This window comes from Microbacterium sp. NPDC056003, assembly GCF_042274785.1.
Taxonomy (GTDB): domain Bacteria; phylum Actinomycetota; class Actinomycetes; order Actinomycetales; family Microbacteriaceae; genus Microbacterium.
In genome coordinates this window covers 1,844,543-1,861,902 of sequence record NZ_JBHJXQ010000001.1, presented here as the reverse complement: position 1 = coordinate 1,861,902, position 17,360 = coordinate 1,844,543, and the positions used below count along the sequence as shown (strand labels likewise).

Below are 17,360 nucleotides of genomic sequence, written 5' to 3'. Positions count from 1 at the left end.
ACGTTAGCGGTAACTAAACGACTCGCGCCACTGTTGTTCGCGTCAGTATCCAAAGAGCGCATACGTCATGTCGCATATCGACTCTAGGAATGTGAGCGGTAACGCGATACGGTGACCGACGATGCCCGCGAACCCGCGCGGGCCGCAGGCCGCGATGAAGAGGTTTGAGATGGCGACGAAGTCCTGGCGACGCGTCGGAGTGGCAGGGGCCGCGATCGCGGCACTCGCCCTCGGCGTGCTCGCTCCCCCGGCAGCACACGCGGATCCGGTTCCGGAAGACCCGAACCTGATCCTCCACTACGATTTCAGCTCCCCCGGGGCGGTGACCGACATCACCGGCAACGGCAACAACGGCACGCTGCTGGGCACCGGCGCGACGGTCGCGGACGGCGTGCTGACCCTTCCCGGCGGCGCGTCGAACAGCGGCGCCGGCTACGTGCGCTTTCCGGCCAACCTGTTCGACGGCAAGGACACGCTGACGATCTCGACGTGGCTGCGCAACGAGACGGCAGCGGGCAACTACGCAGCGATGTTCTTCGGCTCCGCCGCGAATCCGCCGTCGCAGTACTGGCTTCTCAACCCCCGCAACCCGCAGAGCCGCTTCAAGACGGTCGTCACCAACGGCAGCGCCCCCTCGGCGCCGTGGGGCACCGAGTACGGCATCTCGCCGACCAACGCCGCACAGGGCGTCGCGGGTCCGACCACGGGCACCGCCTGGGGCATGTACACCACGGTCATCACCCCTACCTCCGTCTCGGGCTACTACAACGGCACGCACGTGGGCACCGTGGCGACCAGCCGCACGGTGACGCAGTTCGGCACCGGACTGGTCGGGTACATCGGCCGCTCCTCCTACCCGGACGTCTTCTACAAGGGCGGCGTCGACGACGTGATCGTCTCGACGTCGGCCTACACCCCCGCGCAGATCGCAGAGCTGTACCACCTGAGCGAGCGCACCACACCCGCCCAGACGCAGGCCGCCCTCGCGGCCGACGCCGACGCGGTGTCACTGCCGGATGAGACCATCGCGAACCTCGCACTGCCGGCGAGCGGAGCCAGCCAGTCCCGCATCACCTGGTCGTCGTCGACGCCCGAGGTCATCGCGGCCGACGGCACGGTGACGCGACCTGCGGCCGGCCAGGCGGACGCGACGGTGACGCTCACGGGCACGTTCTCACTCGGCGGCGAGACGCTCACCCGCTCGTACGACGTGACCGTGGCCGCGATCGACCCGCAGCGCGACCTCGAGCGCAGTGCCGACGGGTTCGACATCGGCATCGAGGTCGTCGCGGCCGACATCGTGCTGCGCGACGCCGTCGACGACATCGACGTGTCGTGGGAGTCGTCCGCGCCGAGCGTCGTCTCCGACACCGGCGACGTGACGCGGCCGGCCACCGAGACCGACGTCGACCTCACGGCGACGTTCTCGCGGGAGGGACTGACCACCGAGCGCACCTACACCGTGACGGTCAAGGCGCAGGACGCCGGCCGCGCCGTCGCGTACGTGCGCACGGGCGGCACCGCCAAGACCGAGGTGCTGCACCTCGCGATCGGCGCCGACGGTGATCCCCTGGTCGCGCTGAACAACAACAAGGGCGTGCTCTACCCGACCTTCGGCACAGGCACCTCCCAGTTCGCGAACCCGACGCTCTTCCGCAAGCCCGACGGCACGTTCGGTCTCGTCGCCGCGGACAACGCCGCCAACGGCCGCATCTTCGTCTACACGTCGAAGGACCTCGTGACTTTCACAGGTCAGAAGCTGGCGACCACCAACACGCAGGGCATCACCGTGGCGCGCGCCGACGTCGCCTACGACAACGGGATCCGGGCGTACCGGGTCGTGCTGCGCACGCCCGCCGGCGCCGCCTACGAGGTGACCACCCCCGACTTCACGACGTTCAGCACGCCGCAGTCGATCACGGTTCCGGCCGCGCCGACGCTGACCGGCCTGCCGGCCGGCGCGATCGAGGCATCCGATCTCCCCCTCACCGCTGCGGAGCTCGCGCTCCTGCAGAAGTCGCTCGGACGCATCGTGAACACCACCGTCGACGCCGGCGACGACGTCGAGGTGGAGGTGGGCGGCTCACTCGAGCTGCCCGAGAAGGTGCAGCTCGGCTACTCCGACGGCTCGTCCAAGCAGCTCGGCGTCAACTGGGACACCAGCGGCGTCGACCTCGAGACGCCCGGCGAGTACACCGTGACCGGCACCGTGAACCAGCCGGTCTACGGCGACAGCAAGGGCATCCTCGTGCCCGAGCGCGCCGACCCGTGGGTGTTCCGCGACGACGAGCGCACGGGCGAGGCGGAGTACTACCTCACCGGCTCGTACCCGACGACGCAGGCCAACCCCGGCGTCGGCTACGACCGCATCGTGCTGCGCCGCGCGAGCACGATCAACGGCCTCACCACCGCGCAGGAGCAGGTGCTGCTGTGGTCGCGCAACGCGGCTGCGCCCAACACCTCCAACGGCTCGAAGATCGCCACCGGCGCCTACCGCTACTTCTGGGCGCCCGAACTGCACAAGATCAACGGGGACTGGTACATCCTGTTCACGTCGAGCCGCAGCACGGACGTGTGGAACATCCGCCCCGCGATCATGCGAGCCCCCGGCGACAGCGACCCGATGGTCGCGTCGAACTGGGAGGAACTCGGGTACATCAAGGCGGCACCCGGCGACACCTCGGCGTTCACGAGCTTCTCGCTCGACATGACGTACTTCGAGGCGAACGGCAAGCACTACATGGTGTGGGCCGAGAAGCCGGGCAGCTCCGACCTGCGCATGGCCGAGATCGACCCGGCCAACCCGAGCCAGCTGATCACGCCCTCGATCCTGCTCTCCACGCCGAACTACGCGTGGGAGCGGACCGCGAGCCAGGTCATCAACGAGGGCGCCGCGGTCATCAAGAGCGACGACGAGGTCTTCGTGTTCTTCTCGGCCTCCGAGGTGAACGAGACGTACTCGATCGGCATGCTGCGTGCGCCGATCGACGGTGACCTCATGAAGCCGTCCACGTGGGCCAAGACCGGCTACCCGCTGCTCACATCGGATGACTTCGGCGGTCAGCAGAACGGCCCCGGGCACAACTCGTTCACGCTCGACGCCGACGGCAACCCGGTGATCGTCTACCACGCCCGCCCGCCGATCTCGGAGTGGATCCCGGGCGCCGACGGCGGCCTGAACGACCCGAGCCGCCACGCCCGTGTCAAGACGGTGCACTTCGCCGCCGACGGCTCGGCGGTGCTCAACCAGACCCGCGAGGAGGAGGTGGCGCCGGCCAACCGCACGGTGTCGCTGAAGGTCACCGTCGTCGGTCCGGAGCTCGACGTCTCCGGGGTCGTCACGGCCCGCTGCATCGCCGGCAAGGTGGTGCAGGTGGTCACCGTGACCAACGGCGAGGACTTCCCGGTCACGCTGACGGCGACCAGCCCGTACGGCACGAAGGCGTTCGGATCGGTCGCGGCCGGGAAGAGCGTGTCGGCCTCGTTCACCACCCGCACGCTCGCCGTGCCAGGCGGCTCCGTGGCGCTCAAGGCGGTGGCGACGGTCGGCGGCCAGCCCGTCACGGTCGACCAGCAGATCACCTACCCGGCGACCAGCTGCGGCTGATCTGCCACACACGACGAGGGGCCGGTTCGTTCGCGGACCGGCCCCTCGCCGTGCACCGAGAGTGTTACCGATAACGCTCGCCTCTTGACAGCCGAACGAGCACGCCCGTACCGTGATCACACCGGGAATGTTCCCGGTAACAGCCACCCGATACCGTCGACACCGACGGTCCGACCTGCGCGATGACGCACATACGCCCGCACCGACGGTGACGTCGGACTCCGAGGCATCCCTCGCCTGTGCGCCGTCGCCGAGAAGCGAGGAATCAGCGTGAGAACGCGCAAGAGAACCCGAGTCCTCGCGAGAAGCGGTGCCGTCGCCACGGCTGTCGCTCTCGCAGTCACCGGCGCCGTCGCGCCTGCGGCGCAGGCCGCCGTCGACGCGCAGCCCCTCATCCACTACACGTTCGACAGCGCCTCGGGCACGACGATCCCCGACGTCAGCGGCAACGGCAACGATGCGACCGTCCGTCAGAGCGGCGCCGAGGTCCGTGACGGCGTACTCAGTCTTCCGGGCGGCTCCCGCACGACCAGCGCCTACGTCGAGATCCCGTCGACGCCACTCGTCGGCAAGACCGACCTCACCGTCTCGACGTGGATGTCCAACCGCACCGGCCCCGCCAACGTCGCCGCCGCCTTCATCGGCGCGCCGGTCGCCTCGGGGGCCTCGTACTCGTCGGGGTACTGGCTGCTCAACCCCACCAACCCGAACGGCTACGTCAAGTCGGTCGTCACGAACTCCACCAACGCCTCGGCGCCGTGGGGCACCGAGATCGGGCCGGGCGCGACCAATGCCGCATCGACCGGCATCCGCACCCCCGCCGGCATGTCGCTGTACACGACGGTGATCGACGGCACGAACGGCCAGCTGCGCGTCTACGTCAACGGCGCGCTCATCGGCCAGACCGCGATCGCCCGCAACGTCGCATCGTTCGGGTCTTCGCTGGTGGCGTACCTGGGTCGCTCGACCTACAACGACGCCAACTGGAACGGTCAGGTCGACGACTTCGCCGTCTACGGCGAGGCGCTCGACCCGGCCGAGGTCCAGGCGCTCTTCGCCGGCGAAGCGCTCGACCGCGCGATCAGCGGCGTCGAGGTGCCCGAGACGGCGATCGACGACTTCACGCTCCCCACCAGCAGCTACGGCGTGCAGGTGTCGTGGGCGTCCGACGACACGGCGATCGCCGTCGTCGGCGGATCCGCCGACGTGACGCGTCCGGCCGCAGGCGAAGGCGACGCGACCGTGACGCTCACGGCGACCTTCACCGTGGGCTCGGACTCGCGGACTCAGACCTACGCGGTGACCGTTCCCCAGGATCTCGCCGACGACGTGAAAGCACAGAACGACCTCGACGCCATCGAGATCGCGAACGCCGACGACATCCGCACCAACTTCTCCGTGCCGCAGACCGGCGCCGAGGGTTCGTCGATCGCCTGGTCGGTGACGTCGGGAGCCGCCAACGCCGGCCTCCGCGACGGCGTCGCCGACACGTCGCTCACCGTCGAGGTCGAGCGTCCCGCGGCGGGCGCCGAGGCCGCGGAGGTCGTACTCACCGCCACGGCGACCAACGGGTCGGCCCAGCGCACGCGGGAGTTCCGCGTGCAGGTGCAGCCGATGCCCGTGGGCGCCGACGCCACCGAGGCGTACGTCTGGGCGTTCTTCACCGGCGAGGGCGCGGGCGCCGAGCGCGTCAGCCTGGCCGCTTCGAAGGGCAACGACGCGCTGGCGTGGAACACGCTGAACGACGGCGAGCCGCTGTTCACCTCGGAGCTCGGCACGAAGGGCCTGCGCGACCCGTTCATCATCCGCGCGCCCGAGGGCGACCGTTTCTACATGCTGGCGACCGACCTCAAGATCGACGGTCTGGCAGGCGGCTTCAACACCGCCCAGATCTCCGGCTCGCGCTACATCGAGGTGTGGGAGTCCGACGATCTGGTGAACTGGTCCGAGCAGCGGCACGTCAAGGTCTCGTCGGACTACGCCGGCAACACGTGGGCGCCCGAGGCGTACTGGGATGAGGAGCGCGACACCTTCGTGGTGTTCTGGGCGTCCAATCTCTACCCGACACCGAACGCCGCCGACCGAACGGCCGTGACCTACAACCGCATGATGTACGCCACGACCGACGACTTCCGCACGTTCTCCGAGCCGCAGATCTGGAGCGACGTCCAGCGCGGCACGGGCCGCGGTCTCATCGACTCGACCGTTGCGAAGGTCGACGGCACGTTCTACCGCTTCACGAAGGACGAGGCCTCGATGACCATCCGCGAGGAGAAGTCGACGGACCTGCTGGCCAAGATCACCGGCTCCCTGCCGGGCACGACGGGACCCGCCGACGAGTGGACCCTCATCAAGGAGCGCGTGGCGTCGGGCCTGCCGAACGGCGAGCCCGGAGGCACCTACTCGAGCGGCGAGGGACCGAGCGTGTTCCCGGCGAACGAGGGCGACGTGAACAACCTCGACTGGTTCCTCTTCATCGACCAGCCGAACTACCACGGCGGACCGAACTACTACATTCCGTTCGGCTCGAACGACCTCACCGACGGCGACTCGTGGGTGCCGCTCGGCTCGAAGCTGCGGGCGAACCTGCCGCAGAACTCCGACGGCGGCAAGCCGCGCCACGGCACGGTCATCCCGGTGACGCGCGCCGAGTACCAGAAGGTGCTCGAGGCGTACGCGCCGCACATCGCGGTCGCGTCGGTCGACGCCATCGAGGCGACGACCAAAGCGGGTGTCGCGCCCGTGCTGCCGCAGGCGCACCTGACGAAGGCGGACGGCTCGGAGCAGACCGTCGCCGTCACGTGGGAGACCGTCGCCCCGTCGGAGTACGCCGCACCGGGCACCTTCACGGTCTCGGGCGTCGCGCAGGACGACTCGCGCATGCCGGTCGAGGCGACCGTGACGGTGGAGCCCGCGATCGAGGTCACGGTCACCGCCCAGACGCGCTGCGTCGCGGGCAAGGTCGTGCTGACGGCCGTGCTCGCGAACGGCGGCGACTCGTCCGCCGATGTGTCGGTCTCGACGCCGTACGGTGCGAAGTCCGCCACGATCGCGGCGGGCAAGACGGTGTCGTACGCGTTCACGACGCGCCTCGCGTCGATCACCGCCGGCCAGGTGAGCGTGGCGGTCGTCGACGGCGACACGTCGGGCACCGTGACCGCGCAGTATGCCGCCCGCACCTGCGGATGAGTGAGCGGATGCCGCGGCCCTGAGCCGCGACGACATGATCGGGCCCCCGGCGCAGCGCGCCGGGGGCCCGATCATGTCGTCGACACGCCGGGGCGCGGCATCCCTCCTCCATGGCACGCTGGTGGAGTGACCAGGATCGCTCCCGGCGGCAGCGCCGCCCCGACCCGCCGGCCGCTGATGCGGCTGCGGGCGCAGCTGCTCACCGCACTGTCGGGCGACCCGGACGGCACACCGGCGTGGGTGCGGGAGCTCGCCGAGGGCGACGACGCCGGCTGGTTCGCCGACGGCGGCCCGGCATGGACCGTGCACGCCGGCATGGGGACCATGGTCGCCGGCATCCGCGCGCTGCTGCTGCAGGCGCTGCACCCGGGCGCCCTCGCGGGCGTGCACGACTGGTCGCGATACCGCGAGGACCCCATCGGGCGCCTCACGGGCACGGTGCGGTGGGTCATCTGCCTCACGTACGGCTCGAAGGCGCAAGCCGAGCGCGAGACCGCACGGGTCGGCCGGTACCACCAGCGGGTGTCGGGCACCTACGTCACGGGGCAGGGCGACGAGGTGTCGTACTCCGCCTCCGACGCCGACCTCGTCGAGTGGGTGCATCTCGCCTTCACCGACGCGTTCCTCACGTGCCACGAGACCTGGGGCCGCCCGATCCCCGGCGGCCCGGATGCCTACGTCGCCGAGTGGGCGACGGCGGGGCGGCTGATGCACGTGGCGGATCCGCCGCGCACCGAGGCCGAGCTGCGGCGCCGGCTCGACGCCCTCCTCGAGGCCGGCGTCCTGCGACGCGACGAGCGGGTCGACGACGTCGTGCGCTTCCTCCGCCGGCCGCCGTTCCGCGACTCGCGCGCGATGTCACTGGCCTACCGCGTGCTCTTCGCGAGCGCCGTGGCCACCATCCCGCACCGCTACCGCGCGCTGCTCGGCCTGCGGCGCACGTGGCTGCCCGTCATCACGGCGACGCGCCTCATCCTCGCCGTCACCGAGAACGCGCTCGGCTCGGGTCCCCGTGCGCAGGACTTCGCGCGCCGTCGGCTGCGCCGGCTCGAGAGAGCGGATGCCGCGACCCGGCCCGCCACGTCGTCCGAGCCGGCACGGCCCTTCCCCCCAGGCGACTGACCCCGCCCCACGCGGAACGGCCCGCGATCCGAAGACCGCGGGCCGTCCCAGGAGGCGATCAGCCGCAGCTGAAAGCCGCGTAGGCGGCGCTCCCCTCGTACGTGGTGTCGTCGGCGGCCGAACCGGTCACCTCGACGTCACCCCCGCCGATGCCGACGGTGCGGGTCGAGAGGGCGATCGACGCGGTGCCGCCGGCCTTCACCGCGGTGAAGGTCTTCGTCCCGTAGGCCGACTCCACCGTGATGTCGGCCGCGACGTCGTCGATGTTCTTCACCGAGACGACGAGGGCCACCTTGCCCGCGACGCAGCGCTGCGAGATCGAGGGCTGCAGCTCGAGACCGCCGCCGACCAGCGTGGGCAGCTCGACCGTGACGTGCTGCTCGACGTTGCCCGCGGCATCCTGCGCCTGCACGTGCACGTAGCGCGGCTCCTCGGTGAGCTGCACCGAGAAGGGCTCTTCGTACGTGGCGTACATGTTGTTCGTCTCGCCGGTCGGCGAGGCATCGGGGCCGTCCGACCAGACGGTCCGGGTGACGCCCGATCCCGGCTCGGCGTCGGACGGCGTGAGCGTGACCGTGGCAGACGTGCCGTCGACGATGACCCAGTCGATGCCGGTGGTCGGGGCGATCGTGTCGACCTTGATGGTCTCGGATGCCTCACCCACCGCGTCGTCCTCGCTCGTCGCCCGGGCGCTCACCGTGACCTCGCCCTCGGCATCCACGGTGAACGGCTCGTCGTACGGCGTCCAGGTCTCCCCGTCGACGCTGTACTCGATGCTCGCGATCGGGCTGGCCGTCTCTTCGGCGGTCACGGTGACGGTCGGCGCGGTCGTGTACCAGCCCGACCCCTGCGGGGCGGAGTCGAACTCGATGGCGACGATCGGCTCGGCCTGGCTGAGCGGCTCGACGACGAACACGGTCGCGATCGCGCCGGGAGCGTAGCCGGCGACCGCGCCCTCGATGTCGAAGATCGCGTCGGCCTCGGCGTAGAGCTCGGGCTCGACGGCATCCCACTCGACGTCGACAGCGCTGCTCGCGGTGCCGTCGCCGTAGGTCGCGCGCACCGTCTCGGGCAGCACGGGCTCGACGCCCGGCGTCGTGATGGTGGCGGTGTAGTCCACGCCTTCGATCTCGTCGGACAGCTCGTCGGCGACGAACACCGCGGCCGAGACGGTCTGACCGTCGTAGCCAGCGGGATCGCCCACGACCGCGAACTCACCGGCGTCGGCGTAGGCGGATGCCGCGACCGGCGCCCACTCCACGTCGACGTACGTCAGCGGGCCGTTCTCTCCGATGACCCAGATCTGCTCGGGCAGCTCGGGCGCTGTGCCCGTGACCGTGCGCACGGCCACCGCCTGCGCGTCGATGAACGCGTTCGGATCCTCGGGCTCGGGCTCGACGATCGGGGCGTCGACACCCCAGACCTCCCACTCGATGACGCTCGTGGCCTTGCGCTGACTCTGGAAGACGACACGGTCGAGCACGAGCCGGACCGCTGTCGTGGTGACCGCGTCCCAGTTCGCCTGCACCACCGGCTGCGAGGTGATGGGTGCAGCAGTGTCGAGCACGGGGAGCGGGTAGCTCAGATCCGCGCCCGTGACGGGGGCCCAGTCGCCCGCGCTGGTGCGGTACTCGACCTTCCATGCGGCCGGGATCATCACGCCGGAGTCACCGCCGGGCGTGAGATGGTTCTGCCAGAGGTAAAGCTTCGACGAGCTCACCGTGACCGGGTTCTCCCACGTGTAGGTGGCGATGTCCTGCGTCGGATTGCCCGGCGCGCCCCACGTTCCCCACATCGCGGACAGCGTGTTGGTCGGACCGACGACGCCGTTGTTGAGCGCCGCTGCCGAGTTCCAGCCCGGCACGTAGCTCACCTCGACGGTCGGCGCGTTGTCGCCCGACGCGAGCGCCACGTTGAACGGCTCGTCGGCGGCGGTCGCGGGGAACGCGATCGCCGCGCCGCCGGCGACGAGCGCCACGGCGGCTGCCACAGCGACCGCGATCCTCCTGACACCGGGGCGACCGGCGCGGCCGGAGCGGAGCGTGTGCATGGATGTCCCTTCGATCGTCGTCATGTCAGTTGCCCCCGTCGATCGGCGCACGTCCTGCGGCGAGGAGGATCTTCTGGCGGTTGCGCGCGGTGAGGAGACCGGCGGCGACGTACGCCGCAGACACCTCCCCGACGGCGCCCAGGAAGGCGCCCCGATCGGCGAACGGCGCCTGCGCCCACACTTCGTCGAGCAGCGTCCTGCCCGCACGACGCGGGTTCGCGACCCCCGAACTCTGGCCCGCGAAGGTCACCGTCGGCTCGTTGCGCTGGAAGTACATGTGGTACGCGACATCCCGTCCGTTGTAAGCCGGCTCGTAGCTGACGCCGCCGATCGTGAACACGTTCGCCGCCGTCTTCGAGATGCCGCGGCTCACGTTGCCGCCGAGGTCGAGCCGGTCTGCGAGCGACACCTTCAGGTAGCTCGTGGACGAGCTCGTCGCCGTCAGGACCACGGGACCGTACAGGAGCGTCTGGATGTCGGCGCGGTCGACCGCCGCCTCCACGCGCACCGAGAGCGGGATGCGCACGGTGATCGTGTCGCCGGCCGCCCAGGTGCGGTCGATCGTGGCGTACGTGCCGGGCTCGATCTCCACGCCTGCGGAGGCGCCGTTGACCTCGATCTCGACACCGCGCGACCACACCGGGATGCGCAGGTGCATCTTCAGCGGACCCGACGGCGCCGACGTGATCGTCAGCGTCGATGTGTCGCCCTCCGGGTACGACGAGACCTGCTCCAGCTCGAGGCCCGTCTCGTCCCAGGTGAGCGTCGACGCGATGTAGAGGTTCACATAGAGCTCGGATTCGTCGGCCGACCGGAAGTAGATCCCCTCCTGGTACTTCACGTGGCTCTCGAGGCCGGTGCCGCCGCAACAGGTTCCGATGTTGCCGTTGCCGTACTCCTTGCGCGCCCCCGGGTGCACCGGGAACATGTACAGGTTCTCGGGACCGTTGGTGGACTCCTGGTTGCGCCGGCCGCCGAGGATGTGGTTCAGCACGGTCCGCTCGTAGTAGTCCATGTACTTCGGGTCCTGCTCGTTGAAGAACAGGTGGCTGGCGACCTTGAGCATGTTGTAGGCCGCACAGGACTCGGCGTTGCGCGGGCCGATGTCGCCCGCGACCGTGTTCGCCGGGCCCCACAGCTCGCCCTCACCGGTGCCGCCGTGCGCGTACGCGCGGCCGGGGACCACCATGTCGAAGAAGCCCTTCGCGGCATCGAGGAAATGGTCGTCGCCGGTCTCGGCGGCGAGCTTCACGTATCCGGGGAACTGCGGGATGTGCTGGTTCGCGTGCTTCCCGTTGAGCGTGTCGGTTCCGGCGGCGCACGCATCGACGAGGGTGTGCAGCGTGAAGAGCTGCGCCGCGTCGAGGAACTCGCTCTTCTGCGGGTCGCCGGAGCGCCAGTACAGCTCGACGAGGACCTCGTTCATTCCGCCGTACTCGCCGGCGATGTACGAGCCCCACATGCGCGCGAGCTGCGCGGGCGTGCACTTCGACAGCCGGCTGTACACCCAGTGCCCGATGCCCTCGGCGAGCTGCAGCGCCTTCGCGTTGCCGGCGAGCGCGTGGGCGTCGAGGAGTCCGGCGAGGATCTTGTGCAGCGTGTAGTACGGGGCCCAGATCTCGCCATAGGGGGCGAACTCCTCGAGCGCCGAGAACTGCCACTCGCCGTAGGCGGACAGGAACCCGGGGTGCGAGTAGCGCGGAGCGCCCTCGAACTCCTGAGCGGCGAGCGCCGTGCGGCACTCCTCCAGGCCGTCCACGATCGCGTTCACCTTGTTGAGCAGTGCGAGCTCGCCGGTCGAGGCGTAGGCCATGGAGACGCCGCTGAGGAAGTGACCGCCGTAGTGGCCGCGCAGGCAGCCGCCGGCGCCGGCCGTGTTCTGGCCGCGGGTGTACTCACGGGGCCCCCACCGCTGCGCGTCGGGATTGGGTCCATACTCCTCCCAGCCGCCGGGAGGGGTCGCACCGTTCGTCGGAAGACCGGCGTTGCGACGGAAGACCGCGAGGATCTTGTCGACCGAGTACGCCCGGTAGAGCACGAGGTGCTGATCGAGGGCGCGGGTGAACACGCTCTGCCCGAGCTTCACCGACGACAGCGGGAAGGGCCGGACGCTCCAGGCATCCGGGTACACGTGCGTCTGGCCGGCGCGCACCACCTGTGCCGAGCGGGCCGGTCCGGCCAGGCGGAAGGCGGCCCCGTTCCTCTGCACGGACGTGGACGCGCGCGCCTGCGTCGGGTCGAGCAGTGCCACGGCGGCGGCCATGCCGGCGAGCGCGACACCTCCACCGACGACGACGTTGCGACGCGAGATTCCGGATTCGGATTCGGGTGTCATGATCGTGACCTCCTCGTACACGGATCGAAGTGATGCGAAAAGCCTTTCGGTGGCATCACGTTTGACGATAGCGCTAACAGTTAGCGAGAACAATGGGGAGTCGAGGCAGGTCTGCCGACCCGCGCGGGGGTGCGCACGTCCGGTGCGCACGCCCGGAGGCGACGTCGCGAGCGACGCCGCCTCCGGGGTGTCGCGTCAGCCGCAGGATGCTGCCGGGTAGGCCGCCTCCACGGTGGCGGTGTCGCCGCCCGCCGTCGTGGCCGTGACCTGCGTCTCGCCTGCCGCGATGCCGATGGCGCGGGTGGTGAACGCCTGGCTCACCGACTTGCCGGGCTGCACCGTGACGCCCTTCTTGGTTCCGTACGCCGAGGTCAGTGCGAGCGTGAGCGGCTCATCGTCGGCGTTGGTGGCGGTGACCACCAGACTGATCTTGCCGGCGATGCATCGCGTCGTCGCCGTCGCGGTGATGGCCGGTCCGGTCGGGATCCCGTCACCCACGGTGAGGGTGAGCGTGGTCGACGTGGTGCCCGCGGTGCTCACGTACGACGGGAGCACGAGGTCACCTCGGATCGTGTACACGCCCGGCCGCTCGACCACCGACTCGTCGAAGTCCCACTCGACCCCGATCGCACGGTTGTCGCGAGAGCCGTCGTTGTACGACACCTCGACCCGCTCCGGGAGCACGGGCAGCTCGCCGACCTCGACGGTCTGCTCGAACTGCTGCGCACCCTGGATCGAGATGCCGCCCTGCGAGTTCTCGGGCCGCACGTAGATCTGCGCCTGGGCGATCAGCCCGTTGGCACTGTTCGTGCCGTACACGACGAACGGCTCCACGTTGGTCTCGGCCACCTGCTCGGCCGTGATCGGCTGCCACGTGAACGGCACCGACCCACGGTGGCCGCTCGCGTAGACCACATCCAGCTGCTCGGGCAGCTCGGGGATCTCGCCGACCACCGTGCGGATGATGACGGGCGCGCCGACCGACGAGACGGTCTCGCCGTTCACCCGCCACCGCAGCACGCCCGTGCCGGCGCCGGAGCCCTGCACGCCCGTGATCCGGATGCGCAGCTGGCTCGCCTCGATCGGCTCGAAGTCGAGTCGGTTGTAGGCGTTGCGCGTGAGCGCGCCGGCGTAGGTCGACGACCCGGTCAGGGTGACCGGCGTCCACGTGGTGCCGTCGTTCGAGTGCTCGAGCACGTACGTGTCGGGACGCGGCATCCGTGTTCCGCCGTTGTCGTCGTACCAGTAGATCTCGGTCGACTGCAGACGGACCGCGGACGGCCACTGATAGCGGATCCACGCCGCGGTCGCCGGCGAGGTGCCGTTCAGCGGCTGACCCCAGTTGCCCCACCCGTTGCCCGCACCGGGCGAGGAGCTCGCCGGAGTCGTGGCCTCGTTCACGCGCAGGTGGTTCTCCCACGAGGAGGTGCCGCTGGTGGTGATGGTCGCCACCGCGCCGAACTCGGCCGACGTGGCCTTCTCGCGCAGCTCGACCTCCACGTCGCGCTGCGTCGTGAGCTGGCCGTCCGTGGCGGTGAGGCGGAAGACGTAGACGCCTGCCTCGGTTCCCGTGACGGTCGTGGTGAGGCTCGCCGGGCTGCTGAAGATGACCCCCGCCCCGGCAGGCGCCGAGACGGTCGACCATCCGACCGTCAGCGTGCCGTCCTCGGGTATGCCGTCATCCGTCGCGGTGCCGGTGAGGGTCGTCGACAGGTTTCCGTCGCGCGAGCGGTCCGCTGCGGCCGAGACGACGGGGGCGTCGTTGACCACCGCGGGCACATCGCGCCCGGAGTCGAAGACCTGGATCTCGGAGATCGCGGTGAACTTCGTGGGGGTGTTGACGAACGCGACCCGCACCTTGCTGGCCGTCACCGGCTCGAACAGCGCCTCGTTGAACTTCGGCTGCACGATCTTGGGCGCCTTGAACGTGTCGGGGATGGTCTCCCACTCGCCCGATCCGTTCTGCACCTGGACCGAGTACCGCTGCGGCTGGCTGTAGCCGCCCGCCTGCCGGTCGCTCACGAACCAGACCTTGACGTTGTCGAACTGCTTCGGCGCTCCGAAGTCGAGCTCCACGTAGCCGTTCGCGTCCGTCGTGCCGTAGTTGCCCCAGTAGGGCTCGTTGGTGGTGAGACCGTCCGACACCGCGTCGAGCGACACGGGCCGCTCGGTCTCGCTGATCGCGCCCGGCGTGTAGTTCATCGAGCTCGTCGAGTAACCCGGCGTGTGGAAGTTGCGCCACGGCGTCGGGCGCGGCCCCGTCTGCGTGAACGACGACGACAGCGTCGCGCCGGCGGCGAGGTTGGCGGCGTCCTCCTCGAGGTCGATGCCGGCCGTCTTGAGGTACTCGACGACACGCTCGTCCTCGATGGGCGTCCCGGCGGCGGTCGGCAGGTCGGCGCCCTCGTCGGAGACGACCTCGACAGTGAGCCCCTCGTCGGACTCCACGACCTCGTGGGAGGCGGGGTCGTAGACGAATCGGCCGAGACCATCAGCGGCAGCCTTGCGCTCGCCGTCGATGAACAGGCTGTAGCCCTCCCCCAGACCGTAGTGCGAGCCGTCCTCGTCCCACACGATCGTCAGGTCGTGCCCGTGGTACCGCAGGTTGTTGACCATGAAGTGGTCGTAGCCCAAATCGATCGGCCAGAGCTCCACCTTGTCGTCGGACCGCGGCTGGATGCCGCCCATGTCCTCGACGTAGATGTAGTTCATGTTGCCGAGCATCACGTGGTTGGGGTTGTTGCGGTTGTACGTCTTCGCCGTCGCGTTCCAGTTGGAGTAGTACTCCGCCTGGTTGGCCACCCGCGCATCGCCGCCGGGGTAGATGCTCCACGCCATCCAGTCGAGCAGCCGGGCAGCGTACTCGGGGGTGATGTACTTGCCCTCCGGGTCGTAGTGGCGCAGCGCCTCTCGCACGGCCCGGTACTGCACCGTGAAGTTGATGTTCGAGAAGTTGTTCGACCCGCCGATCCCGAACTTGGCGCGGTCGTACTGGTTCGCCGTGTAGAAGGGGAAGATCGGGAAGTTGTCGCCGTAGCGGAGGAACCGCAGGCCGTCGACGTAGGTCTCGGCGTCCTCGGTCGGGATCAGGCCCTCGGCGTAGATGTCGAACAGGTTCGACTCCTTCGCCGGGATCAGATCGCGCTCCGCCTCCGACAGCGGATTGGTACCGCTGCCCGAGGAGGGAGCCGACTGCGCCCCGTGCGACGTGCCCGCGAGGAACGACCGCATCTCGGTGCTCCACAGCCGTCCGAGGATGGCGTCGCGGATGTCGTCCGCGGTGTCGCCCATCTCGGTGACCTTCTCCTCGTCGGCGCCGGCGATGTCGTAGAGCTGACGCGCTGCGTCGAACGCACCCCACACATAGGCGGACTCGGGGCGCTCGATCGTGCGGGCACCGGGCGCGGAGGCGTTCACCCGCGGGTAGCCGAACGTGATCGCATCGGAGTCGTTGCCGGGCATGTAGTTCGTGTCGTAGGCGATGAGCAGATCGTCGTTGCCGTCGTAGTGCTCGAGCTGGCCCACGCCGTCGCCCTCGAAGTAGCGGGCGAACCGCTCGGCCACATCGGCGCCGCCGCCGTGCACGTTGTAGGCCTCGAGTCCCGCCGTGCCGATGTACTGCGAGTAGTGGTTGTTCCAGCTCGTGTGCCCGGGGCTGTCCAGGAACGCCGACGAGCCCGAGAGTTCGCCGACGTTGAGGATCTGGCCGTACGGGAGGTACGGCGTGCGGATCCACTTGGTGTCCTGCAGGTGCATCGGCTGCGTCAGCACGACCGAGTTCTGGTACAGGTTCACACCCTCGATGGTGGTGGGGTACTGGTACACGTAGCCCGCCTCGTTGGTGTCGAGCACGTTGTAGCGCTCGCCCCACCAGCGGTAGACGATGGCCTTCTCGATCGCGTCGCTGGGGACGTCGATGTAGGGGATGTCCTCTGCCCAGCGCCGGTTGAACTCCGTCACACCGGTCGTGAAGGCCTCGGCGGGCGCGAGGTCCGCGTAATCCTCGAGCTCTTCGCGGCCGGCGGGCATGCCGTCGCTGTAGAGGGCGCCGACGACCGAGATGTCGACCGAGCCGCCCGCAGGGACGGTGATCTCGCGGTCGAGGTTCGCCCCCGCGCGTGTGAAGCCGTCTGCCTTCAGCCCGATCCGCACGGTGGACCAGGGCGTGTCGACCAGACCGTTGTTCGCGCCGCTCGTGAGCGTGCGCGTGCCGACGAGCTCGTCGGCTGCGTCGCCCGCGCCGGTCGCCAGCGGCGAAGCCGCGCGGACGGTGAACGTCCGGGCCTCGGCGCCCGGGTTCGAGAACGTGATGACCGTGACGGCCGCGTTCTCGTGCGTGATGAACTTCCGCTGGTCGGCGACCACACCCGTGGAGCCGATCGTGTAGCGCGACTTCGCATGGCTCGGCGCGTTGAACCGCTGGGCGCCGACCTCGGCGACCGTCTGGCCGGGAACGGCGACGGTGTAGAAGTTGCCGAGGTTGTTCGGGCCGCCGGCGAACGCCGAACCCGCGAAGCCCATGACGCCCCAGTTGCTGCCGCCGCGCATGTACAGCGAGCGGCCGCGCGTCTGCAGCACGGTGTTGTTCGTCGTGCCCGACACCCCGAGGACGCGGTCCAGGTAGTAGTCGGCACCTCCGGCGGCGAGGTCCTTGTCGAAGATGCGGCCGTGCATGCTGCCGGCCGTCCAGTCGACGCCCGGAGCCAGCTTCTGCGCGACCTCGTCGACGTTCAGATACGTCGGGTCGCCGATGTCCATCGAGTCGGTCTGCCCGTTCGTGTACACCCCGATGTCGGACTCGTTGCCGGGGATGACGTCTGCCGAAGCGGCCGTCGGCGCCAGCGCCATCGTGGTGACCGTGAGGGCGCATATCGCCGCTCCGGCTACGGATCTTCTCCAGTTCACAGGCGACATCGCCCATCCTCTCCATTGGGGAACCAGGTGACTCGGCAGGTCGCACCAGGACGGGATGCCGCGTTTCCGCGAGTCGGGCCACAGTAAATCAGCCGTGGTGCGATTCCGCAATCCTTTTCGATGATTTCGAAACGAGCCGGACG

General features: G+C 69.6%; 6 protein-coding genes. 3 read left to right on the top strand and 3 right to left on the bottom strand.

Translation table 11 applies throughout. The annotated features are described in order from the left end of the window. Positions 1-169: 169 nt before the first annotated feature. The 3 genes from ACFC1W_RS08420 to ACFC1W_RS08410 all read left to right on the top strand — a co-directional run bounded on the left by ACFC1W_RS08420 (position 170) and on the right by ACFC1W_RS08410 (position 7,918). Positions 170-3,607, top strand: a complete 3,438-nt coding sequence (locus ACFC1W_RS08420; RefSeq protein WP_375990939.1) for a family 43 glycosylhydrolase — start codon at positions 170-172, stop codon at positions 3,605-3,607. A gap of 270 nt (positions 3,608-3,877) precedes the next feature. Continuing rightward, entirely contained in the window at positions 3,878-6,796 is a 2,919-nt protein-coding gene (locus tag ACFC1W_RS08415) for an immunoglobulin-like domain-containing protein (protein ID WP_375990936.1), read from the top strand. A gap of 177 nt (positions 6,797-6,973) precedes the next feature. Then, the gene (locus ACFC1W_RS08410) at positions 6,974-7,918 is read left to right on the top strand and encodes an oxygenase MpaB family protein (RefSeq protein ID WP_375991467.1); all 945 of its coding nucleotides are present in this window, start codon (positions 6,974-6,976) and stop codon (positions 7,916-7,918) included. A gap of 58 nt (positions 7,919-7,976) precedes the next feature. Here the strand turns inward: ACFC1W_RS08410 and ACFC1W_RS08405 are convergent, their stop codons facing one another. From ACFC1W_RS08405 to ACFC1W_RS08395, 3 genes are all read right to left on the bottom strand, one after another. Beyond that, positions 7,977-9,908, bottom strand: coding sequence for an OmpL47-type beta-barrel domain-containing protein (locus ACFC1W_RS08405; RefSeq protein ID WP_375990934.1), 1,932 nt, complete (start codon positions 9,906-9,908; stop codon positions 7,977-7,979). Between the two features lie 85 nt (positions 9,909-9,993). Next, positions 9,994-12,303 carry a glycoside hydrolase family 127 protein gene (locus ACFC1W_RS08400; RefSeq protein ID WP_375990932.1) on the bottom strand — a complete coding sequence of 770 codons (2,310 nt, stop codon included), beginning with the start codon at positions 12,301-12,303 and terminating at the stop codon, positions 9,994-9,996. Positions 12,304-12,498: 195 nt separating this feature from the next. Beyond that, positions 12,499-17,217 (bottom strand): discoidin domain-containing protein, encoded by a 4,719-nt coding sequence (locus tag ACFC1W_RS08395; RefSeq protein ID WP_375990931.1) that lies wholly within the window; start codon positions 17,215-17,217, stop codon positions 12,499-12,501. Positions 17,218-17,360: the final 143 nt, after the last annotated feature.

Excerpts from the sequence above, each read along its gene's own strand:
- ACFC1W_RS08410 (WP_375991467.1), top strand. The coding sequence starts at position 6,974 with ATGCGGCTGCGGGCGCAGCTGCTCACCGCACTGTCGGGCGACCCGGAC.
- ACFC1W_RS08395 (WP_375990931.1), bottom strand. The coding sequence starts at position 17,217 with ATGTCGCCTGTGAACTGGAGAAGATCCGTAGCCGGAGCGGCGATATGC.
- ACFC1W_RS08420 (WP_375990939.1), top strand. The coding sequence starts at position 170 with ATGGCGACGAAGTCCTGGCGACGCGTCGGAGTGGCAGGGGCCGCGATC.
- ACFC1W_RS08400 (WP_375990932.1), bottom strand. The coding sequence starts at position 12,303 with ATGACACCCGAATCCGAATCCGGAATCTCGCGTCGCAACGTCGTCGTC.